Annotated in this window: 17 protein-coding genes and 2 rRNA genes; 14 read left to right on the top strand and 5 right to left on the bottom strand. The window is 43.4% G+C overall.

The features are described 5' to 3' along the window. A 23S ribosomal RNA gene (locus AACX38_RS00515) occupies positions 1 to 223 on the top strand; the annotation flags it as partial. A 106-nt stretch (positions 224 to 329) separates the two neighbouring features. Then, a 5S ribosomal RNA gene (gene rrf / locus AACX38_RS00510) occupies positions 330 to 445 on the top strand. 110 nt (positions 446 to 555) lie between these two features. Here rrf and AACX38_RS00505 read toward each other — a convergent pair. The 4 genes from AACX38_RS00505 to AACX38_RS00490 all read right to left on the bottom strand — a co-directional run bounded on the left by AACX38_RS00505 (position 556) and on the right by AACX38_RS00490 (position 5,898). Then, positions 556 to 912: a YfiM family lipoprotein gene (locus AACX38_RS00505; RefSeq protein WP_228862812.1), complete on the bottom strand. Its 357-nt coding sequence runs from the start codon at positions 910 to 912 to the stop codon at positions 556 to 558. Between the two features lie 121 nt (positions 913 to 1,033). Next, positions 1,034 to 2,389 carry a CDP-diacylglycerol--serine O-phosphatidyltransferase gene (pssA, locus tag AACX38_RS00500; protein WP_228862819.1) on the bottom strand — a complete coding sequence of 452 codons (1,356 nt, stop codon included), beginning with the start codon at positions 2,387 to 2,389 and terminating at the stop codon, positions 1,034 to 1,036. A gap of 101 nt (positions 2,390 to 2,490) precedes the next feature. Continuing rightward, positions 2,491 to 5,133, bottom strand: coding sequence for a bifunctional acetate--CoA ligase family protein/GNAT family N-acetyltransferase (locus AACX38_RS00495; RefSeq protein ID WP_228862811.1), 2,643 nt, complete (start codon positions 5,131 to 5,133; stop codon positions 2,491 to 2,493). 87 nt (positions 5,134 to 5,220) lie between these two features. Next, positions 5,221 to 5,898, bottom strand: coding sequence for a tRNA-uridine aminocarboxypropyltransferase (locus AACX38_RS00490; protein ID WP_228862810.1), 678 nt, complete (start codon positions 5,896 to 5,898; stop codon positions 5,221 to 5,223). Between the two features lie 134 nt (positions 5,899 to 6,032). Between AACX38_RS00490 and AACX38_RS00485 the strand changes: the two genes are divergently transcribed. From AACX38_RS00485 to fhuF, 7 genes are all read left to right on the top strand, one after another. Continuing rightward, positions 6,033 to 7,088: a tRNA/rRNA methyltransferase gene (locus AACX38_RS00485; protein ID WP_099121659.1), complete on the top strand. Its 1,056-nt coding sequence runs from the start codon at positions 6,033 to 6,035 to the stop codon at positions 7,086 to 7,088. Between the two features lie 634 nt (positions 7,089 to 7,722). Next, on the top strand, positions 7,723 to 9,939 hold the full coding sequence (locus AACX38_RS00480) for a TonB-dependent siderophore receptor (RefSeq protein WP_339385640.1): 2,217 nt from the start codon (positions 7,723 to 7,725) through the stop codon (positions 9,937 to 9,939). Between the two features lie 20 nt (positions 9,940 to 9,959). After that, on the top strand, positions 9,960 to 11,018 hold the full coding sequence (locus tag AACX38_RS00475) for an iron-siderophore ABC transporter substrate-binding protein (RefSeq protein WP_228862809.1): 1,059 nt from the start codon (positions 9,960 to 9,962) through the stop codon (positions 11,016 to 11,018). Continuing rightward, the gene (locus AACX38_RS00470) at positions 11,005 to 12,015 is read left to right on the top strand and encodes a FecCD family ABC transporter permease (RefSeq protein WP_228862808.1); all 1,011 of its coding nucleotides are present in this window, start codon (positions 11,005 to 11,007) and stop codon (positions 12,013 to 12,015) included. Before AACX38_RS00475 ends, AACX38_RS00470 begins: the two co-directional genes overlap by 14 nt. A 3-nt stretch (positions 12,016 to 12,018) precedes the next feature. After that, positions 12,019 to 13,071, top strand: a complete 1,053-nt coding sequence (locus AACX38_RS00465) for a FecCD family ABC transporter permease (RefSeq protein WP_228862807.1) — start codon at positions 12,019 to 12,021, stop codon at positions 13,069 to 13,071. After that, positions 13,071 to 13,886, top strand: a complete 816-nt coding sequence (locus tag AACX38_RS00460) for an ABC transporter ATP-binding protein (protein WP_228862806.1) — start codon at positions 13,071 to 13,073, stop codon at positions 13,884 to 13,886. Before AACX38_RS00465 ends, AACX38_RS00460 begins: the two co-directional genes overlap by 1 nt. Before the next feature lies 1 nt (position 13,887). Continuing rightward, the gene (gene fhuF / locus AACX38_RS00455) at positions 13,888 to 14,628 is read left to right on the top strand and encodes a siderophore-iron reductase FhuF (RefSeq protein WP_228862805.1); all 741 of its coding nucleotides are present in this window, start codon (positions 13,888 to 13,890) and stop codon (positions 14,626 to 14,628) included. 156 nt (positions 14,629 to 14,784) lie between these two features. Here the strand turns inward: fhuF and AACX38_RS00450 are convergent, their stop codons facing one another. Next, the gene (locus AACX38_RS00450; protein WP_228862804.1) at positions 14,785 to 15,678 is read right to left on the bottom strand and encodes a LysR family transcriptional regulator; all 894 of its coding nucleotides are present in this window, start codon (positions 15,676 to 15,678) and stop codon (positions 14,785 to 14,787) included. Positions 15,679 to 15,808: 130 nt separating this feature from the next. Between AACX38_RS00450 and AACX38_RS00445 the strand changes: the two genes are divergently transcribed. From AACX38_RS00445 to AACX38_RS00425, 5 genes are all read left to right on the top strand, one after another. Continuing rightward, complete coding sequence (locus tag AACX38_RS00445; protein WP_228862803.1) at positions 15,809 to 17,134, top strand: M20 family metallo-hydrolase; 1,326 nt, start codon at positions 15,809 to 15,811, stop codon at positions 17,132 to 17,134. Between the two features lie 90 nt (positions 17,135 to 17,224). After that, a complete protein-coding gene (abgT, locus tag AACX38_RS00440; protein WP_228862802.1) occupies positions 17,225 to 18,751 on the top strand; it encodes a p-aminobenzoyl-glutamate transporter in 1,527 nt (508 codons plus the stop codon). A gap of 466 nt (positions 18,752 to 19,217) precedes the next feature. Beyond that, complete coding sequence (gene blsG / locus AACX38_RS00435) at positions 19,218 to 20,399, top strand: arginine 2,3-aminomutase (protein ID WP_099121668.1); 1,182 nt, start codon at positions 19,218 to 19,220, stop codon at positions 20,397 to 20,399. Positions 20,400 to 20,476: 77 nt separating this feature from the next. Continuing rightward, positions 20,477 to 21,646, top strand: coding sequence for a pyridoxal phosphate-dependent aminotransferase (locus AACX38_RS00430; RefSeq protein WP_228862801.1), 1,170 nt, complete (start codon positions 20,477 to 20,479; stop codon positions 21,644 to 21,646). 25 nt (positions 21,647 to 21,671) lie between these two features. After that, a complete protein-coding gene (locus tag AACX38_RS00425; RefSeq protein ID WP_228862800.1) occupies positions 21,672 to 22,634 on the top strand; it encodes a TauD/TfdA family dioxygenase in 963 nt (320 codons plus the stop codon). Positions 22,635 to 22,704 lie beyond the last annotated feature (70 nt).

Below are 22,704 nucleotides of genomic sequence, written 5' to 3'. Positions count from 1 at the left end.
ACTGGTGTTCGGGTTGTCATGCCAATGGCACTGCCCGGTAGCTAAGTGCGGAAGAGATAACCGCTGAAAGCATCTAAGCGGGAAACTTGCCTTGAGATGAGTCTTCCCTGATTCCTAGAGAATCCTGAAGGAACGTTCGAGACGAGGACGTAGATAGGCTGGGTGTGTAAGCGTTGCGAGACGTTGAGCTAACCAGTACTAATGAACCGTGCGGCTTAACCTGACAACACCGAAGGTGTTTTGCGGGGATTGAGAGAAAGACGCAGTTTCAGAGAAAAATGACCCTATAAAGACGGTCACAGCTTGTTCGAGATAACAACCCGAATTTGTCTGGCGGCAATAGCGCGGTGGTCCCACCTGACCCCATGCCGAACTCAGCAGTGAAACGCCGTAGCGCCGATGGTAGTGTGGGGTCTCCCCATGTGAGAGTAGGACACTGCCAGACATCACTTTGTCAGAGAAGCCATCCTTCATCGGATGGCTTTTTTGCGTTTCTGGAATATATAAAATTTATTTTTAGAGATAGAAAACCAATTCACGGATATAATTATCGGGCTATTTTAAATACTGATAAAGACTATAACCTGTCACTGCCCCAGCTACATCGTACACAAAATCCTGCCAGCTCCAGCCTGTTCCAGTAGGGCGGCTATCATAAAATTCTTTTGCAGCACCAAGTCCAATCGATAGTAATAAACCAAATTGAGCACTTTCGCGATGTTTCCAGTTCTGGTGATCGCCATAAGCGTTACCCGCAGCGGCTATGGCAGCAGAAAATAGAAAATGTTGGGCTTTATCCTTGCCGGTCCAGGTATCATTTGCCTGGCGAATATTAGTACATGCGGTAGTGGTAGATAGGAGGGATATTACTATTAATATATTTATAAATTTATTTCTTCCGGCCTTTTTCATCTTATTTTTCGCCATTATTAATAATTTAATAAATAATAGCGTTTTGATAAATAAGATACAAAAAATCCTCTCTTGTTATGACAAGAGAGGATTAATAAATGAGATAAATATTTATCTATGTTTACAATATTCTGCTGATCAGGCGGTCAACACGAATACGACGTAAACGGCGTATTAATTTGCGAACCTTAACGGGATAGAGCTGTATACTATCCAGTTCCTGATAACTGCTAATAACCGTTGTATGAGTGCGAATAGAATCCAGTTCTAAAGAGCGTTGTTCTTGCATTTCTTTATGCGGATCGTGAATAAGAATAGCATTTTCTAAATCCAGTCCCCACGCTCGTGGATTGAGATTATTACCGGTGATCAACTGCCATTTATTATCGACCCAGACGCCTTTTAAGTGATAGCTATTATCTTCATCTTTCCACAGCCGGATAGTCAGTTGCTGGCTATCGATAAAGTGTTGCAATCGACTAGTGAAACGACGCAAGTTAATCTCATAGAGATAAGGCAAGGCCCCGATAATCTTGAATGGCTCTTCGGGCGGGATATAAAAATCATTAGCTGTTTTGTCGCCAATGATAATTTCAATCTGTTTTCCTTGTCGCAACAACCTTGAGATAGAACGCACCAGTACTGCCGGTAAATTAAAGTAAGGAGTACAGATGACTAACTTCTCCTCGGTGCTGGCGATCAGATGGCAGATAGTTTTATTCAGCGGATTTTTTTTGCCTAATCCAACAAGCGGAGTGACTGCCAGCTCTTCATTTGAAGCCTGATTTTCAACATGATATGTAGCACTACGTAAGTGGCCCCGAAATTGTCTGATAAAATTCTTTATTTCAAGGCTACGAGGGCGGTTTGGGCAGGCCAGATTATTGACTGCTTTGTCAGAAATAATGCTGTCATCTATATACTGCTTCATGATGGCTGCGAGCTTCGCATTATGCAGTAAATGATAACGATCATAACGATATTTTTCATGGCGGTGCAGATAGACATTATTAATGCTGGCACCACTGTAAATCACAGTGTCGTCAAAGATAAACCCCTTTAAGTGTAAGACACCTAGCGCCTCACGGGTATTGACGGGAACACCAAGAATGGAGATATGGGCATTCGGGTATTTTTCAGCCATAGAGCAATACCAGTCTGCATTTGTTGCAGCTGCTTGTGCGCCAATACGGCCACGTTGCGCGCGATGCCAGTCAACCAGAATTTTGATATCCAGTTCAGGCCGTTTTTGCTTGGCTTCATATAACGCAGTTAAAATATCTTGACCGGCATCGTCATGTTCTAAATATAATGCGGCGATATAAATATGCTTTTTGGCGCCTGCAATGCGTTCCAACAGTGTGCTGCGAAACTCTTCAGATTGATAAAGGGTTTCAATATCAGCAACTGACTGTGGTAATTTAGGCAGTTGTGCAAGGTGTTGTTGGTGTTTTGCTTGTTTAAATTTAGACAACATCACAGTGCGATTTTTCTCTTAGTTTGGATGGTTATAATCCCATCGTAAATTTGTGAATCAAAATGATCTGGCGATGATACCACTAGTTTTGTCAATTGTGGCTAAAGTTTTAAAACAAGATTAACGATACCTTCTTCTAACTGGATATCGATGGTAAATCCCAGTTTTTTAGCCAGCCTGATCATATTGCGGTTTTCTGGCATTGTTATCGCAGTCAAGACCTGTATGCCATGTTCTTTGGCGTAATGAATGAGTTTAGCCATAAGCTGAGATCCTAACGTGATTCCTTTCAGATCCGATCGCACCAATACAGCAAATTCTGCTTCGATATTATCGGGATCAGCCATAGCACGTGCGACACCGATAATTTCTGGTTTTGTTGTCGGATGACGTATTGCGACAAAAGCCATCTCACGGTCATAGTCAATCTGAGTCATATTCGCGAGATCATCATGAGTAAATTCATTGATCTCACTAAAATAACGATAATAAAGATCTTCTTTTGTTACCTGCTCAATGAATTCTTTTAATAGCGGTTCATCTTCCGGCAGAATCGGGCGTAGCAAACAGGTAAAATCGTCTTTGATATAGATAGTTTCTTCCAGTTCATTAGGATAAGGCCGAATTGCCAGTCGATTCCGCGGATCGTCAGTGATTGGGGTTAATTCCATTGTGACATCCAGAAGTGTAAATTCACTTCCCGAAGCCAGTAATGGATGAATATTCAGACGGATGATTTGGGGGCAATCGATCAGTAAATTAGAGACCCGCACCAGCAGCTGGCTCAGTGAGGGAATATCGAGAGGCTGCAATGATGCTCCGGATTTTATTTTACCACTCTTAATCGCCTGAATGACCAGATAACGGGCCAAAGCCATATTAAGCGGTGGCAGAGCAACCGCCGCCTGCGTTTCATTAACCCAGTCTATCCCGCCTTCTCCAAGCATAATTAAAGGGCCAAAAACTTCATCCTGCTCAATGGCAATTCTCAGTTCCTGTGCACCGGCACGGTTTGCCATATTCTGCACCAATAACCCCTCAATTCTGGCTTGCGGAAAATTCTGTTTTACACGTTCAACAATGGCCTGAGCTGCGGTTTTCACTTCTTCTGCAGTACGAAGATAAAGCATGACACCCTGTACTTCTGATTTATGAGGAATATCAGGTGAGCGAAGTTTCAGCGCCACAGGATAACCAATTTTTTCTGCAATACTGACCGCATCGTCACTTGAGTGAGCAATCCATGTCGGCAACGTATTCAGTCCATAGGCTTCAAGAATAGAATGCACCTCATGAGTATCTAACTGAGTATTACCCTTATCAAGGGCCTGTTGAATACAATCATGGGCGTGGGCCGTATTTGAAGTAATACCAATTGGCAGGGCAGGTGTTTCTTTGAGTTGTTTCTGATTACGGCGATACTCCACCATATGCATAAATGCGGTGACCGCTCCTTCAGGGGTGCGATAGGTTGGGATCCCGGCTTCGCTGAATAATCGCCTTACTTCCTGCGAAGAATATTCTCCACACCAATTCGTGAATATTGTCAGCCATTTTCCACGGGGATGTTCTTTGATAGTCCGAATAACGTTTACGGCTGTTTGCATACTGTCGGAAATTGCACACGGAGAATGAATCAACAATAAGGCATCATAGCTACGGCTATCTAACAGTATTTTCAGCGCGTCAATATATTGTGCAGTTGACGAAGCGTCCCCGAGATCCAAAGGGTTTTGTAAGATTTGTACATCCGGTAGTACACTGACCAATTTAGCAATAGTTTCTTCTTCTAAGTCAGCTAATTTACCGGTTCTTCTGATTAGTTCATCCAGTGCCATAGCGGCCGGAGCTGTGCCATTGCTGACAATTAACAGGCGTTCTCCACGTAGTGGACGCATAAAACTCAGTGTTTCGACAGCAGAAAACATTTCATGCGTATCTTGTACGCGTAACAATCCGGCTCTTTGAATTGCGGCATCATAAGCGACATCAAAATTTTGCTGTTCTCCCAGTAACTGCTGCGCTTTACGGGTACGGCTGCTTTTAACTACCAGAATTGGCTTATTGCGTGACGCGCTGCGTGAAGCGGAAAGGAAACGGCGGGCATCGCTAATATGTTCCAGATGCAGGAGGATTGCACTGGTTTTACTATCTCGCGCTAAAAAATCCAGTAGATCATCAATATCAATATCAACGCTATCTCCCAGTGCAATAAAATACGAAAAACCGATATTGCGATGGTTTGCCCAGTCCAGAATTGTGTTGGATATTGCGGCTGATTGCGAAATAAAAGCCAGTTTTCCTTTTAGAATAGGAATAGGAGAGAAACTGGCATTCAGCCCGATCCACGGGGCCAGAATACCGAGGCTGTTAGGCCCAAGAATGCGGATATGATGTTTCTGGCTGTATTGCTTCAGTTCAGCAAATTGGGAGGGATGGGATGAGAGAATGATAACCGTTGTACATCCCAGCTCGGTCAGTTGGGCTAATAATGGTAAGTTACGGCTGTGATGAGTACAAATAACCGCCAAATCGGGTGTTAAGGGTAGCTTGTCGATAGAAGGATATGCCAGCACACCGAGAACAGAACTTTTATTGGGAGTGACGGGAAGGATCGGGCCGGTAAAATTTCCTGCTAACAAATTCCGCATCAGGAGCGAACTGGCTTTTTCTGGTTTCTCGGAAGCTCCGATAACGGCAATGGATTTGGGATGCAGTAGGGCTTCAAGTCCACGCTGGCTCATTTTTCGCTCCTTGTTAAGATCACGTCATCATTAGTTAAGCAACTACCATGAATAACTTTAGCCGTGATCGACAGGAATTACTGTGATTTATACCGCTGGATGATTTGATTTCCCAGCCAGATACTGTTCCCGAAAATGATTGAAATGGTTCAATAATTGTTGGGATGCTTCAAAATCATTGGCTAACTCTAACGCTGCGGCAGCGACCTCAGCAGTACAGTGTTGCTCTTCCCTTGATGGCATTCGCAGTAAATAGTCGATTTTGGCAATGCTATTGATTGATAACAAAGGAATATCATCCAGATACGGGCTTTTGCGAAACATTTTTCTTGCTTCAGGCCAGGTGCCATCCAATATAATGAATAGCGGCGCTTTTGGCGTGTCTGGCAGTTGCTGATACACAGTTCGCGATGGTGTGGCGTAACTATCAGGAAAAATCAGATAAGGTTGCCGGTTAGGATCACGCAGTACATCAAGCATTCTTTGATCAGGCTCAGTCCTTGACCACAGAAAAGCCTGTGTATCAGGCAAAACATCTGCAATTAACTTTCCTGTATTACTGGGCTTCATTGGCTCAGTATCAAACATAATAAGGCAAAAACGGCTGTCAGCTTTTGCAGGTGAAATATTTTCACACAGACATCTTTTTTGGGGTAATAAACAGTACGTACAACGTTTAACCCGACAGCCTCTTGCTTGAAAAGGGCGGGTAGAACGCGCAAGACGGTGTTGGCGAAGCTGATAAACGGCGTTGTTATTTCTCATTTAAGAACTCAGAAATGCTCATGTGCAAAGTCAGAAGAAAATTGACGGATATTTTAATTGATTGTCGTTGCCAGAGGTAGCTTCGGAAGCGAACATCGGGTAATCTGCGCGCCATAGAGAAGTTGGAGAAATAGATGAACGATTCCTATAGTGGTAAGAGTGGCAAAGTCAAAGTAATGTATGTCCGTAATGAGGGCAGCAATGACAGCCGTAATAATAACGATCGTCGTAACAACAATGATCGCCGTAACAGCAATGATCGTCATAACAACAATAAACGCCCGTCAGGTAAAGGACGCGAGCAGGGCGGCAGACGTTACGACAATGATCGTCCTGAGCAACCAAAAGAGCGTTCTCCATGGAGAACAGTTTCCCGCTCGCCAGATGAAGAGTCAAAACCTGATCATGGCGGCATTAGTGGCAGAAGCCATATCGATCCTGAACAACTGCGTCGTCAGAGACTGGAAGAAACCCGGATCTATGGCGAAAATGCGTGTCAGGCAATGTTCCAGAATCGCCCGGATGCAATTGTGAGAGCATGGTTTGTTCAGTCAGTAACCCCTCGTTTTCGTGATGCACTGAAATGGATGGCAGCAAACCGTAAGGCTTACCATGTAGTGGATGATGAAGAATTAGCAAAAGCATCCGGTACGGAGCATCATGGCGGCGTTTGTTTTCTGATTAAAAAACGTAATGGCCTGAATGCTGAAACTTATCTGCAACAGGCTCCGGCAAAAGATTGCGTATTGGCATTAGAAAATGTCGGTAATCCACATAACCTCGGCGCAATTATGCGTAGCTGTGCTCATTTTGGCGTACAGGGTGTGATATTGCAGGATACGACAATGCTGGAATCTGGTGCGGCAGTCCGTACTGCGGAAGGTGGTGCTGAACACGTTAAAGGTATTGATGCAGATGGTTTTACCACAGCACTGAGCCAATTCCGTGATGCAGGTTATACCATTGTGACCACATCAAGTCATAAAGGCAGCACAAAACTGGCAGAAGCTAAACTTCCTGAAAAAATGGTTCTGGTACTGGGGCAGGAAGGCGACGGCCTGAGTGACAGCGTCTGGGAAGATGGTGATATCCGTCTCTCGATTGGTGGTACTGGTCGGGTTGAAAGCCTGAACGTTTCTGTCGCAACAGGGGTTATGCTGGCGGAATGGTGGCGTCAGAATAAAATCTGATTGTTAATAAAGAATATAACTTCTTTTATAAATAAGGCTCTGAATTTTCAATCAGAGCCTTATTCTTTTGAAAAAATAAATAACTCACAACAATTAAATTTAATAAATAATATCAAGCGTAATAATTAGGTTTTAATATCACAAATATTATTTTTGAAATTTATTCAGGTTCCTTATGTTATATCTTCGAGCCTATCTTTACCCATTTCCTTCGTCTTTCGAGTGACTTCTTTGCTAGCTAAGGCTGCTTATCCCAATCATTCCCGGTCGCCGTAATTTATCCTGAAATGCGTTATGTATAAAACCTTTGCAGTAACATGGTTGTTAATGATAATGGTTTTAATTATCATTCGCTAAAGTAAAAACATCATTGCTGAACCACAGTTAATATCCGGGATTAGAGAACGATATTCTGGTTTATATAAATTGTCACTCTATAAAGCGTGTCTCTTATGAATACAAGATGTGGTAATGGATATGAATGAAAAATTTTATTACATGATCTCGCTGTACACCGGAGCTGAACTTGGTTCCTGAATTCTCTAAGAGAAAATACAGGATCACCATTCAGATAAATAATCAAAAAAATGAAAAAAAATAATAGAAAATCATTTTGATAACAGGACAAAAAAGAGTGATTAACATAATTTCTCATCGCAATCATTTAACTAAGAAAGAATTACTTTCAGTCCTAATCCCGCTGCTTATTGCAGGGAACAGTACGGCAATAGCGGAAGAAGGGCATGGGCAGAATGATAAAATTGTCGTAATAGCAGGAACTCCGGGACATGAAGGAGTTACTGAAGACAGCGAGATGTACAATACGACTTCAATGGTAACCTCAACCGGCCTGAATTTGTCTGCACGTGAAACGCCACAAAGTGTCAGTGTGATGACTAAGCAGTTGATGATAGATGAGAATCTGGACAGTGTAAAAAGTGCTATTGGCAGCATTACAGGCATGACAGTGAATCAGGCTGACAGCGATCGCTTTACCTTTTCGTCAAGGGGAATGACGGTCAGAAATATGTTGCGTGATGGCGTACCAACCTTTTACGACATTCGCTTTAATTACGGTGATAACCTGATGGATACCATCATGTTTGATCGTCTGGAAGTTGTGCGTGGTGCTGCGGGTTTAATGGTGGGGCCGGGTACACCTTCTGCGGCAGTGAATGTGATCCGTAAACGCCCAACCAAAGAATTCCGTGGTGAAGTTACTTTGGAAGGCGGTTCCTGGGATAAATGGCGAACAGGCCTTGATTTATCCAGCTCATTAAATGAAAGCGGCACAATTAGAGGCCGTTTTGTCACAGCTTACCAGCGTTCCAACTCTTTTATTGATCGTGACCAGCACGAGAAATACCCATTCTACGGCATTATTGAAGCTGACTTGACAGCGAATACTCTGCTAACTATTGGTGCTGATTATCAGATTAACCATACCCGTGGCGGAATGTTTGGTGGTTTGCCGATTTATTTTAAAGATGGCAGCAAAACTGATTATAAACGTAGTAACAGTTATGCACCTGATTGGGCATTCTCAAAAGTCCGTTCGTCCTCTGTTTTTACCAGCTTACAACATAAATTCGATAATGGCTGGGGTGTGAAAGGAACCTTTACTTATGACAATAATGTCCTTGATCAAAAAGTATTATGGGCAACGGGTTTTCCTGATCGGGCGACGAATGAGGGAATGTATCCGGGAAATATAACATTGATCGATGGAACCCGACATCAGCGCAACGTTGATTTACAGGTCAATGGTAATTACGGATTACTGGGGCGTATTCATCACGCTAGTTTTGGTTTGAACTACCAAAAACAGAACTTCAGGAATGACTACTACAATGCTCCATGTATGAAGTCATCTTTTAGCTGTAATAAATATCCATTGGGTGATTTCACTAAGCCTTCATGGGATTATCCTGAGCCAATCTGGAGTGAAACCCGAGATAATGGTTCAGATGGCTACATAGAGCAAACAGCGGGTTATGCGGTTACTCAGCTATCATTAGCCGATCCATTAACGCTGATTCTTGGTGGGCGTATCACAAACTGGAAAACCCGTGGTGATAATTTTGGTACACCGCAGAATGGCACCTACAATAATGAATTTTTGCCATATGGTGGATTAGTTTATAACCTCACTTCCGATTTCTCCGTTTATGGTAGCTATACCAAAATTTTTGAACCGGAAGGCCGGATTAACCGTGATAACCAACTGCTGAAGCCAGTTACCGGAGAAAATTACGAGTTAGGTCTGAAAGGTGTCGCTTTTGATAACGGCCTTGATTATTCTCTGGCTCTCTTCGAGATCCATCAAAATAATTACACAATCCGTGATAATTCCCCACAGAGGCATCCGGAGATTCCAAAGAACTCAGTTGTTTATACTGTCGTTAATAAAGTAAAAACCCGTGGTTTTGAATCTGAAATTACTGGTCAGATTACCGATAACTGGCGTATTTACGCTGGGTACACCCAATTCCGCGCTACATTGCCTGACGGTAAACGTACCAATACAGATAAACCAAACCGTTTGTTCAAGCTATTCACGACTTATACCTTACCTGATGCCCTGAGCGACCTGACTCTTGGTGGTGGTGTTAACTGGCAGGGTAAAACACGGTTGGAGCTTAATAGCCCAGATGGCATACGTGAAGATGGGCAACGTAGCTTTACCACGGTTGATTTGATGGGACGCTACCATTTCACTCCGGATATTTCCCTGACTGTTAATCTGAATAATCTGTTCGACAAAAAATACTACACCTCATTTGGTAGCTACACCCAGTACTACTATGGTGAACCACGTAATGTCTCAGCGACTTTACGTTATAAGTTCTAACTGATTAACGGACAGCGGCGATGCATTTTTATCCATTAATGTTGATACAGAAAATATACACACATTGCAAAATATGGGTCGTCGTACCGCTGGTACTGCTGGCCGGTTTATTGGCAGGTTGTGATAAGCCAGCGCCAGCAGACGCGTTACAGAAAAATACCACTGGCTACCCTAAGACGATTACGACTGAGTTGGGAACTGCGGTAATTAACCAGCCAGCGCAACGCGTTGTAGCGCTGGGAACCGGTACTGAAGATATTTTATTAGATCTTGGCATTATTCCCGTAGGTGTTGAATCGCATCGCTGGGGTGGTGATACAGACGGATATTTACCCTGGTTCAGGGAAGAAATAGAGCGACGCGGAGCAAAATTACCGGTGGTTATCGAAATGTATCCGGAGCTGGATATTGAGAAGATCATTAAATTAAAACCGGATCTGGTTCTGGCAACACAATCAGGTATCACACAGGAAAATTATGATCATCTATCTCATTTTGTGCCTGTCGTTGCCTATCCCCATAAGCCGTGGCAGACGACACCCCGGCAACAGATCGAACTAGTCGCCCGCGCACTGGATAAAATACCACAGGGAGAAACGCTCAGTACCGAACTGGATACTATTCTGACTCAGGCAGGAAGTACAATCCCTGATATAGCGCGTTATTCTTTTGCTTATATTAAAGCCGGAACAACAGGTAACACTTTATCCATCTATGTCAAAAATGATCCACGCGTAGATACCCTTGTCCATCTCGGTTTGTCTTTACTTCCACTGGCTGATTCCCTGACCGCGCCTTTTGGCAGTTTTACAGGCAACATTGGTTTGGAAAATGCGGATCTACTTAATGGTGCAGATATTCTGGTGACTTGGTATAGCAGTGAAAAAGAGCGTCAGCAGACAGAAGCACAACCTTTGTTTCGTTCAATCAGGGCGGTACGTCAGGGAGGATATATTCCACTGACCGATCAATCTATTGTGATGTCGATGTCTTATGGCTCACCACTGAGCTTGCGTTGGGGACTACCCAGATTTATGCCATTGCTGAAGCAGGAGATAGCAAAACATGAAAAACCCTAAACGGCGTAAGGTTCGTATCTTGGGTTTGGTATTGATGGCCTTGCTGACCTGTCTTTGCATTATTGCCAGTCTGAGTCTGGGCTCGAAACCAATACCAATGTCAGCAGTCTGGCTGCATTACTGGCAGGGCGATCAGGGCAGCTACTATGATTTAGTCATCAATGCCCGTGAGCCGCGTACTCTTATTGGCCTGATGGCCGGAGCCGCATTGGCTCTCGCGGGCGCAGTCACTCAGGGCTTGCTGCGCAATCCGTTGGGGGATCCGGGATTATTAGGAATTAATGCGGGAGCTGCAGTTACCGTGGTTTTTTTCTCTTTCATTCCGGCGCTAGAGGGATTCTCCCGTTTTTGGAGTGCATTTATTGGCGCGGGTTTATCAACCTTATTGTTCTATTTACTCAGCGGCGGTGCCCGTAATACTAACCCTGTACGGCTGGTTCTGACAGGTGCGGCTATCAATGCCTGCCTGTTTGCAGTTGTACAGGGAGTGGTATTGATAAACGCACAGGTAATGGACAGTTACCGTTTCTGGACAGTGGGTTCATTGAGTGCGATGTCGCTGAATGAGGCCAGTTTACTGATACCTTACCTGCTGGTGGCGATTGTATTGACGCTTTCACTCAGTGCTTCATTAAATGTCATGGTTTTTGGGGAGGGAATTGCAGGCGCTCTCGGCGCTAACGTTGCCCGTACCCGTATTCTGTCACTATTAAGTGCCACGATGTTGGCTGCCGGAGCGACAGCAATGGCTGGCCCAATTGCTTTTATTGGTCTGGCAGCACCACATCTGATGCGGGCATGGGTAGGCAGTGATTTTCGTTGGTTGTTGCCTTACTGCCTGTTTGCCGGCCCTTGCCTGTTATTGATATCAGATGTTGTGGGGCGGTTATTAATATCGCCTGAAGAAATCATGGTCGGCATTATTACCGCCTGTATTGGTGCTCCGTTGCTTTATCTGGTTGCTAAAAACCGGACACAAAAAATCATGGTGGAATAGAGCATGACTCAGATTTATTCACCGAGGCCAATAAGGCAACAAACTGTCAGAACTTTCTCACTGGGAAGAGCTATATTCATCAGCCCATCATGGCACACGAGTAAGGTAATCATGCTCATTCTGCTGTTGCTGGTGGCGCTTTTCTATCTGACTTTGTCATCGGGCAGGGAAGGGATGGATAACCCCTTTCTGGGGACAGGAAACTCCTATCAGGAATTTATTTTATTGCAAATCCGCTTACCCAGAGCATTGTTAGCAATAGGGGCCGGAATGGCTCTGGCACTTTCGGGAGCGCTTTTTCAGCTGACGACCCGTAACACACTTGGCAGCCCGGACATCATTGGTATCAATGCGGGTGCCGCACTGGGGATTATGGTTGCATTGCTTGTCTGGCCTGATGTATTGCCAGCCTCTGTAGGGGCAATATCAGGTGCCGGGCTTGCAGTATTGCTGGTTTATCTCGGCAATGGTGCAGGGCTTGGCAGAATGCAAACAGGTAAAATCGTGATATCCGGCGTGGCCATTGCTGCATTCTGTATGGCAATCGTTGATTTTGCTGTTTCAAATATTCGTGCTGAACAGGCCCAGCAAATACGTGCATTACTGAGTGGTAGCCTTGCCAGCAGGGGATGGCGGGATGTGGCAATTATTAGTGGGCTGGTTGTTTTTACTCCCGTTTTATTTTGGCTGGGCAGGCAATTACGTTATACCCATTTTGGTGACGATATAGCTAATACATTGGGTGTGCCCGTACGCCTTATCCAGATTATCAGTATATTACTGGCTGTCATTTTCGCTGCAATGTCAGTATTAGTTGTCGGCCCCATTTCTTTTATTGCCCTGTCTGCGCCGCAAATTGCCCGTCGGTTAGTTCATGCGAAAGGTGCGGCATTATTTTGCTCAGCTTTGGTTGGTGCTTTACTGATGCTGCTGTCCGATTTTATTACCCTAATTTTACCGACTCCGGCACGTTTGCCTGTTGGTTTAGTGACTGCGGTGATTGGGGGAATCTACTTGATGTATTTACTGTATGCAGAATTAAGGAGAACACGATAATGCCATCGGATGCGAATTCCCCAGAGGTGATTTCACGGCTTAAAGCCCGGAGTCTTTCACTGGCATACGGTAAAAAAACGATTATTGAAGATATTAATCTGGCAATCCACGATAACGAGTTCAGCGTTATTATTGGCCCTAATGGGTGTGGAAAATCGACGTTGCTGCGGGCAATTAGCCGAAGCATGCATCCACAACACGGTGAAATTCAACTTGATGGAATAAATATCCATCGTTATAAGCCAAAAGAGGTTGCACGTGAATTGTCACTGTTAACCCAAGGGGCAATTGTGACGGAAGCGTTGACGATTTATGACCTTGTTTCCCGCGGTCGCTATGCTTATCAGACTTTCCTGCGGCAATGGTCAGAAACAGATGAACGCATTGTCAGAGAAGCCTTACAGGCTGTCGATTTATGGGATATGTCGGAAAGATTTATCAGCGAACTCTCTGGAGGCCAGCGTCAGCGGGCATGGTTTGCCATGACACTGGCACAACAAACGCCGATTATCCTGCTGGATGAGCCGACGACTTATCTGGATATTTCTCATCAGATTGAAATGCTTGATTTATGCCAGCGCTTACATCAGCAGGGGAAAACACTGGTATTGGTTTTACACGATATTAATTTAGCCCTGCGCTATGCTACACGATTGATCATGATGAAGAATGGTCATATTTATGCGGAAGGAAAGCCTGAAGAAATTATCACAGAGCAGAGTATTGCCGATGTATTTGATCTGGCATGCCGAATTATCCGTGATCCAGAATCCGATAAACCATTAATTATTCCAAGATATTATGGAAGGGTGTAGAATGACTCAGATAACGTCAGAAGTAGATGTTAATAATATTGTTAGTTTATTCGACAGCGCATTCAGCCATTTTAATTCATCGATGAAAGTGAATGCAGAAAATATTCCAGAAAATAGCATGGTATTTCACCAATGGTCGGATGAAAAAGAATTTTTATTATTAATGCAACGTTACCATAATGAGTATTATGCAAATAGTGATCAGAAGCCGAATAATAAAGGGCTTTATTCTTTATGGGCACAGTGGTATTTCGGTTTAGTTGTTCCTCCAATGATGCTAATGCTGCTGGAATACCCTCAGGCAGCAGATGCTGATTATAATCTTTTTCAGGTTGAATTTCATGAAAGCGGCCGGCCTAATATGGTTTACTATCAATTAACCTGGATGGATGAGCCTCTATCCTTACTGGAACGCTATTATGCTTTATTGGATCGTCATATTATTCCGGTCTGTGAAAAGATTGAATCTTATAAAGGAATTAATGGGCGCTTACTATGGAATAATATTGGTTATGTGATGTATTGGTATTTAAGTAACTTTAAAGAAAGAATGAGTGATGAACAATATCAAATATTGGTCAATAATCTTTTCTTTGAAGCAAAATTACCCGATGGCAGAGATAACCCATTATATCGCACAGTGATATTAAGGAATAACATTATACAGCGTCGCTGTTGTTGCCAACGGAATAAATTACCGGGAGTAGGAAATTGTCGTGACTGCCCACTTGAAATTGGTTAATCAACAGGAGTCGCTTGGCCAATTCTGCTTTGGGAGAAATTGATATACGGCAAGTGGATTTTCAGGGGGTGAAACTGGAACCCTCTCAGGTTGCTGAAATCATGGAACAGCTTGGCATTGTAGTTATTGGCTAGCAGCAGGAAGCATGTCAGGCGGTCAATTACGGCAATACATCCGAAACAGTCTGGCTAAATACTCCCCTGCGGGGGTTAAATTGGTATCTTTGCGACGAATTAGGCAAAACATGGCTAATGGAAGCTGCTCTTGAAGATCTAGGGCGACAAATTGCTGATGAAACAGTACATCATCTGCTAAATCGACAGCGACGATGGTCACAAAATCACTTTTGGCAACGAGGCTCATGCAAGACATTAATGTTTCGCACGTGACGCTGAAGACAGGAGGTCTTTCCATTAATGAAAGCCTTTCGAACAAACTGCGATAATAAGTACCTTTTGGTGTTGGCATGGTCCAGTTGCAATCAGACAGCTCTTCTAGAGAGGTCGCATGCTCCTTGGGGTGCCCTTTACGCACAATCACTTTGTACTCTTTTTCCATCAACCTCTCAAAGCTGAGATCTGCATCTGTATTTTCGGGATAATAGGTATTCACAGAGAAATCCAGTTCACCTTGTCTGAGTTGGGGTAACATAGCCAATAACTGCCCTTCAACAATACGTAATTTGACAGTGGGGTAATTGCGATGAAATTGTGTAATGATTTGTGGCATGATTGTGCGAACAATGCAGCCAGCAACGCCAATATTGATGACACCACCAAGTAAGCCAATCCGTTGCTGAATATCTTCCTGAGCAATTCTCAGCTCTTCAAGTATCAAGCTGGCACGTGATAAAAAACTTTGCCCGCACTCCGTTAAATGAATGCCCTGATTACTGCGTATAAATAATTTTGCCCCCAGTGAATCCTCCAATTCACGAATCGATTTCGTTAAAGCGGGTTGTGAAAGCGACAGGGTTCGGCTTGCAGCTCGAATACTGCCATAGCGGCTAATTTCAACAAAAGCCCGTAACTGATTGAGTTTTATTGGCATCACTATTTTCTCTTTTGCGATAACTATTAGTTATATAGATGAAGTTAATTGTATCTGATTTAAGCTGCATTTCGTGTCTACCTTAATTAAGGCTGGATCACCTATGCGATAACTAAAAGAGATAATTAATATGCAAACTTTATTAAATGAATCTATTCGGCAAATCGCCGGACAACTACAAAACTGGCGTCGTGATTTTCACCATTTTGCTGAGTCAGGCTGGTTTGAATTCAGAACCGCGACCCTTGTTGCTGATGAGCTACACCGGTTAGGTTATAGCCTGAAAATGGGGCAGGAGGTGATTAAAGCCGATGCGAGAATGGGGCTGCCTTCAGTACAGGCATTACAGGAGCAAGAACAGCGAGCCATCCAACAGGGCGCGCGGGTAGAGTGGTTACCGCATTTCTCTGGTGGCTTTACCGGAATTGTCGCAACACTGGATACCGGAAAAGCAGGCCCGACACTGGCATTCCGGGTTGATATGGATGCACTTGATCTGAATGAAGATCAGACCCATGTTCATCGTCCTTATGCTGAAGATTTTTCTTCCTGTAATGCGCATATGATGCATGCCTGTGGTCATGATGGTCACACAGCTATCGGGCTCGGACTTGCGCGTATATTGAAGCAATATGAAAATCGGCTCACAGGAAAAATCAAACTGATATTTCAGCCCGCAGAAGAAGGGACAAGAGGGGCTAAATCAATGGTTGAGGCCGGGGTTGTGGATGATGTTGATTTTTTTATCGCCATCCATATTGGCCTCGGTATACCTATGGGGGAATTAGTTTGTGGTAATGATAGTTTTCTGGCGACGACCAAAATTGATGTCACTTATCACGGGGCTGCTTCTCATGCGGGCGGAAAGCCGGAAGAAGGAAAAAATGCTTTGTTGGCTGCGGCTCAGGCTACGGTAGGACTGCATGCAATTTCTCATCACAGCAAAGGTATTTCGCGTATTAATGTTGGCGTATTACAGGCTGGTACTGGTCGTAATGTTATTCCTGACTATGCATTAATGAAAGTGGAAACCCGTGGTGAAACGAATGAAATCAACGAATTTATCTACGGTCACGCCCTCGGTGTTATCGAAGGCGCAGCAAAAATGCAGAATGTGGAGTATGAAATCGAGCTAATGGGGGCAGCGAAAAGTAGTAAACCCAGTCCGGCATGGGTCGATTTTATTTATCAGCAGGCTCAACAGCATGTTCCTGAGCTTTCATCTGTTGTTAAAAGCGGTCGTCAATCCGTAGGTTCAGAAGATGCAACTTATTTTATGGAGCGGGTTAAAGCAAACGGGGGTCTGGCTTCTTACCTTATTTTCGGTACTGAACTCAGTGCAGGCCATCATCATGGGCAGTTTGATTTTAATGAAGATGTACTGGCAATTGCAGTGAAAACACTGGCAACCATCACCATTCACCTACCTGATTTTGACGCTCAGCGTCACCAATAACGCTTATTAGGCTTGTCTGTTCAGGACAAACCTGCATCCAGACACAACCGCATACAACATAACAATGTCAGCAAATGCAGAGGAAAAACTATGAATCAGGCCTCTCTATCTGTAAATAAGAGTCCGGGATATATTTTGGGATGGATTGAAAAAGTAGGAAATAAAATTCCGAATCCTTTTGTTTTATTTATCTATCTGATTGCCGTGTTAATGATTGCGACCGCTATTTTATCCTGGTTTGATTTGGCGGTAAAAAATCCGATAGATGGAGAAATGGTCAGGGTTAAAAATTTACTCAGTGCTGAGGGAATACAATGGATTCTGCCTAATATTGTAAAAAATTTCAGTAGCTTTACCCCTCTCGGAGCCATTCTTGCGTTAGTCATTGGTGCCGGGCTGGCTGACAAAGTCGGTTTGTTAAGAGCTCTGATGTATAAAATGGCAGCGGGTATCAATAAACGTTATGCCAGCTATATGGTGTTGTTTATCGCCTTTTTTAGCCATATTTCGTCGGATGCGGCACTTGTTGTGATGCCCCCGTTGGGAGCACTGATGTTTATTGCCGTTGGGCGACATCCAGTGGCTGGATTACTGGCTGCAATTGCGGGTGTAGGATCAGGATTTACGGCAAATCTCCTGATTGTCACAACCGATGTTCTGCTGTCTGGTATTAGCACGGAAGCGGCTAAAATGTTTGATCCTAATTTGCATGTCAGTGTCATTGATAATTGGTATTTTATGGCGACATCCGTGATTGTACTGACGATTGCGGGAGCAATTCTGACGGATAAGTTTATTGAGCCGCGTTTACCTGTCTGGGAAGGAAATAGCGAGGACAAATTAGAAAAGCTTACGCCACAACAAAATCGCGGGTTATTAATGACCGGGCTGTCGGCCCTGATTTTTATCGGTATTGTTGGGTTGCTGGTAGTTCCTGAAAATGCGCTTTTGCGGGATCCTCTGACGGGATCAGTCCTTCCGTCACCTTTTATAAAAGGGATTGTGCCGCTGATTATTCTGTTTTTCTTCGTCGTTTCGATTACATATGGTGTTTTTACCAAACAAATAAAAACACCCAACGATATTCCGGAGTTGCTCGTTGACCCGATGAAAAGCATGGCGGGTTTCATTGTGATGGTTTTTCCTTTGGCTCAGTTTGTTGCTTTCTTTAATTGGAGCCATATGGGCAAATTTATGGCCATTGGTATCACTGGCCTGCTGGAAACACTGGGGCTGACTGGCGCACCTGCTTTTATCGGGCTGATGTTTTTATCTTCTTTTTTGTGCATGTTTATTGCGAGTGGTTCAGCCATTTGGTCGATTCTTGCGCCTATCTTTGTGCCGATGTTTATTTTACTTGGCTTTCATCCTGCTTTTGCGCAGATCATCTTTCGTATTTCTGATTCTGCTGTATTCCCTTTGGCACCGATGTCACCTTTTCTGCCTCTCTTTTTAGGATTTCTCCAGCGTTATTATAAAAATGCCCGTTTAGGCACTTACTATACGCTGGTACTGCCTTATCCTCTGGTATTTTTTATCGTCTGGATGTTGTTGCTTATCGGATGGTATTTTGCCGGATTACCTATCGGGCCGGGTATTTATCCAATATTAAATTAATGACTAATATGTAGTGGTTATAACTTAATCTGATCTCCATTGAGAGGCTTCGTCCTCTCATTTATCCTCAGCAAAATAATTTGCTCATTTATTTACGCCTGTTGTTCCTGAATTTAGCAAAGAATAATCATTTTTTTTGATATAGGGTGTTGTATTTTCAATAGCGTATTTATTTTCAGTGGGTGTTTGTTTTTGAAAGTATGATTTGTTTTTAATGGGGCGATATATTTTAAAGTCTGCAATGTTGCCGGGTTTATTTATATTACGCCTTGTTGTTGTTAATAAATGCTATCCAGACGTTATCAAAACACTCATTATTATTTATGCCCACATTCATTTCGTGAGTTATTCCTCTGGTTTTCGATGTGATAGCTATTTTATTACGCCTATTTCTAAATTTTACTGTCGTGGTTTGAAGCATGACTCACACTTAATAAAGAATATAAAAGTATATGAGGAAGGTGGTATGTTCTTAAGTAAAGAATCGTTCAGTGACGAGGAGTGGAACGATCCCAAGTTTCAGTTACGTAACTTAATTAAAACATCTGAAGGGCTGGAAAAATGGGTAGCATTAACTGACGGAGAAAGAAAAGCCATAGAAGCAGTTAAAGGAAAATATCTGTGGCAGAGCACTCCGTATTATGCTTCGCTTATGGACAAACATGATGAGAATTGCCCCATTCGATTACAGACTATTCCTCATTTAAGAGAAATGAACGTAGCGGAAAACTCTGATAATGATCCGGTAGGAGATACAGCTAACCTCAAAACAGCCAGAGTAGTACATAAATATCCGAATAGAATTGTTTTACTGGTTTCGGATACTTGCCCTGTTTATTGTCGCCATTGTACGCGAAAGTTTCATACCACAGATGTCAGTGGCACCTATTTTGGTTCCGATCTTGCCGCATCTTATGAAGAAGACTTCGCTTATATTGAGAGCCACCCCGAAATTGATGATGTTCTGCTGACGGGCGGTGATCCCTTAATACATTATGACAAGTTTCTTGAAGCGATTATTAAGAGACTGAGAAGCATCAGCCACATTAATATTATCCGTATCGGAACCCGTTATCCCGTATTTGCCCCTCAAAGAGTGACAGAAAAATTCTGTCAGATGCTGGAAAAATACCATCCTATCTGGGTTAACACACATTTTAATCACCCGAAAGAAGTGACCGAAGAAGCGGCTGCTGCCTGTGATCGATTACTGCGACATGGCATCCCTGTGCAAAACCAGTCCGTTTTATTAAAAGGGATCAACGACGATGTAGAAACGATGCGGTCACTACTCAAGGCACTTTTGAGGATCAGGGTTCGTCCTTATTACTTGTACCATTGCGATAACGTATCCGGTGTTTCTCACTTCATGACCACTCTGGAGAAGGGACAGGAAATTATGGATGCGATGGTAGGGTTCGAGACAGGTTTTAGCGTACCGCAGTATGTCGTTACAACGACATTAGGCAAGTTACCGGTTAACCGGGCACATGTTACCGCTCATGAAGATGGTCGTGTAACGGCGAGGAATTATAAACAGGATTCTTTGGATATTACTGAATATATCAAACCGCCCTCAGATTTGAATGATTATCCCTCTGAATATCGTAATAGTGAAATTATTCCCTCTAAGACTGTCGATTTATAAAAAGAGCGATCTGTAGGCTATCGGTTTTTAAAACGAAAGATTAAGCATTGTTATATTAATTAACTGAGATGTTCATAATGATACAAGAGAATCCTTTTTCATCCCGCATTGCTGGCAGAGCAAAGAATATTAATGCCTCAGTAACGGTAGGGCTGGCAGATATCGTTGCCAAATTGAAAAGTGAAGGTCGTGACATTATTGGGTTGAATGAAGGTGAGCTGGATTTCAGTACTGGGGCTACGATTGTTAATGACACCATCCGGGCACTGATAGATGGCAGGACACGTTATAGCTGGCTCAACGGTGAACCTGAATTAAGAGAGAAAATCTGCCAAAAAGTATTTGAAGATAACCGGATTAAAGCGACGCCTGAAAATGTCATCGTAACCAATGGCTCCAAACAAGTTATTTATGAAATCTTACAGACAGTTATTAATCCCGGTGATGAAGTCATTATTCCCGTGCCCTGTTGGGCAACATACCTTGAAGCAGTCAAATTAGCCGGTGGGAAAGCGGTATTAATTGAAAATATTGGTGTTGATCTGGATGTTGAAAAAATAAAGCAGGCCATTACCGAAAATACCAAACTTATCATTATCAATACGCCAAATAATCCGACCGGAGCTGTTTACTCGAAAGCTGCATTACAGACCCTGTGCCAAATCGTCAAAGAAAAACAGATTTTCATGTTATCTGATGAAGCCTATGAACAAATTGTCTTTGATGGTGAACATCATAGTCTGGCTGCCCTTGATGACAATGAATACATAATCACAGTGCAAACATTTTCAAAAAGCTTTGCCATGACGGGCTACCGTATTGGTTACATGATAGCCCACCCTGAATTAATCAACAGAGTCTCTGACCTGCATGGTCATATGACCGATAATGTCTGCACTTTTGCCCAGTATGGTGCAATTGCCTCGCTCGAAATGCCCAAAGATTTTTATCAGGAAAGGTTAGAGATACTCAAACAACGCCGGGATCGGGCATACCGATATACCCGCGAACTTTTCGATTGTGATCTTCCTGCGGGCGCATTTTATCTGTTCCCCAATGTTGAAAAATACCTCAATGATCGTTGTCGTGATGCCACTCAATTCTGTGAATATCTGCTCACTCATGCAGGGGTAGCTCTGATCCCGGCAGAAGCCTGTCTGTATCGTGGACACGTACGAGTTTCTTTTGCTGCGCCCATGGATGCCATTGAGCAGGGGTTTGAACGGATCGCAAATGTATTGCGATAATTTATGACCATAAGGATTAATAAGAATGAACCAGGCGATATATTCCATTGAATTGTCTAATTCAGAAGTTGATGAGATTCAGGCTCTCATCGCAAATTTACAAGAACGTTATCATTCTACTGATGATCAGGCATTTGTTCGCAGCTTGCCGGAATGGGTCGAGTCATTGCCCACCCGATTACGTATTGAAGTCAAAAAATTCCGCCATCAGGGTTACCCGCTAGCTGTTATAAAGGGATACCCCGATATGTCCGGTTCGATGGGGGCAACACCAAACCACTGGAAGGACGTTTCCAATACGAATGGTCATTATGATTACTATTGTTGTTTGATGTCGAGCTTGTGCGGTGACGTAGTCGGTTTTTCCGATTTACAAGACGGCAAACTGGTGCAAGAGATCTTCCCAATCCAGCAAGATGCCGGAAAGCAATTAGGCACGGGTTCTGTCGATCTATTACTGCACACCGAAGATACCTCGCTGGACTATCGTGCGGATTATCTCGGTTTCATGTGCATTCGCAATATTTACCGCATCCCCACCAGCGTGTCAGTTCCCGATTTTTCCAAACTCAGTGAAAAAACCGTCACTATTCTCAAGAAAAACAAATTCCGTATTTTTAATGATCGTCCGTGTCTGTCAAAAGAAGAACGGGATGAAAATTATACGGTTTGTCCTGTTCTGACGGGCAGCGGCGAGCATATTCATATGCGCTATGACCCTCTGTATATGGATAAAGCTGCGTTGGATACCGAAGAACTTGAGGCGGTGGCTGAACTGGAGGCATTAGCTGAGTCGGCGGTATTTGATCTGGTTTTAAGCCCCGGTGAAATTGCTTTTATTGATAATTACCGCTGTGCTCATGGCCGTAAAGCGTATCAACCCAGATATGACGGCACTGATCGCTGGTTGAAGCGTACCCAGATTTTAACAAGATTACGCGATTTTAAACACCTGTCGTTACCCGGCCGCATCAACGTGTTGCCTTAAATTTTTACCTTAAGTCTAAGCACTGAGGTGAATTTTTGCTGCCTGAAATATTGATGTATTTGAGTGATCT

The sequence above is a fragment of the Xenorhabdus sp. PB30.3 genome (genome assembly GCF_963895965.1).
Lineage (GTDB): Bacteria > Pseudomonadota > Gammaproteobacteria > Enterobacterales > Enterobacteriaceae > Xenorhabdus > Xenorhabdus stockiae.
This window is presented reverse-complemented; position numbering and strand designations above follow the sequence as displayed.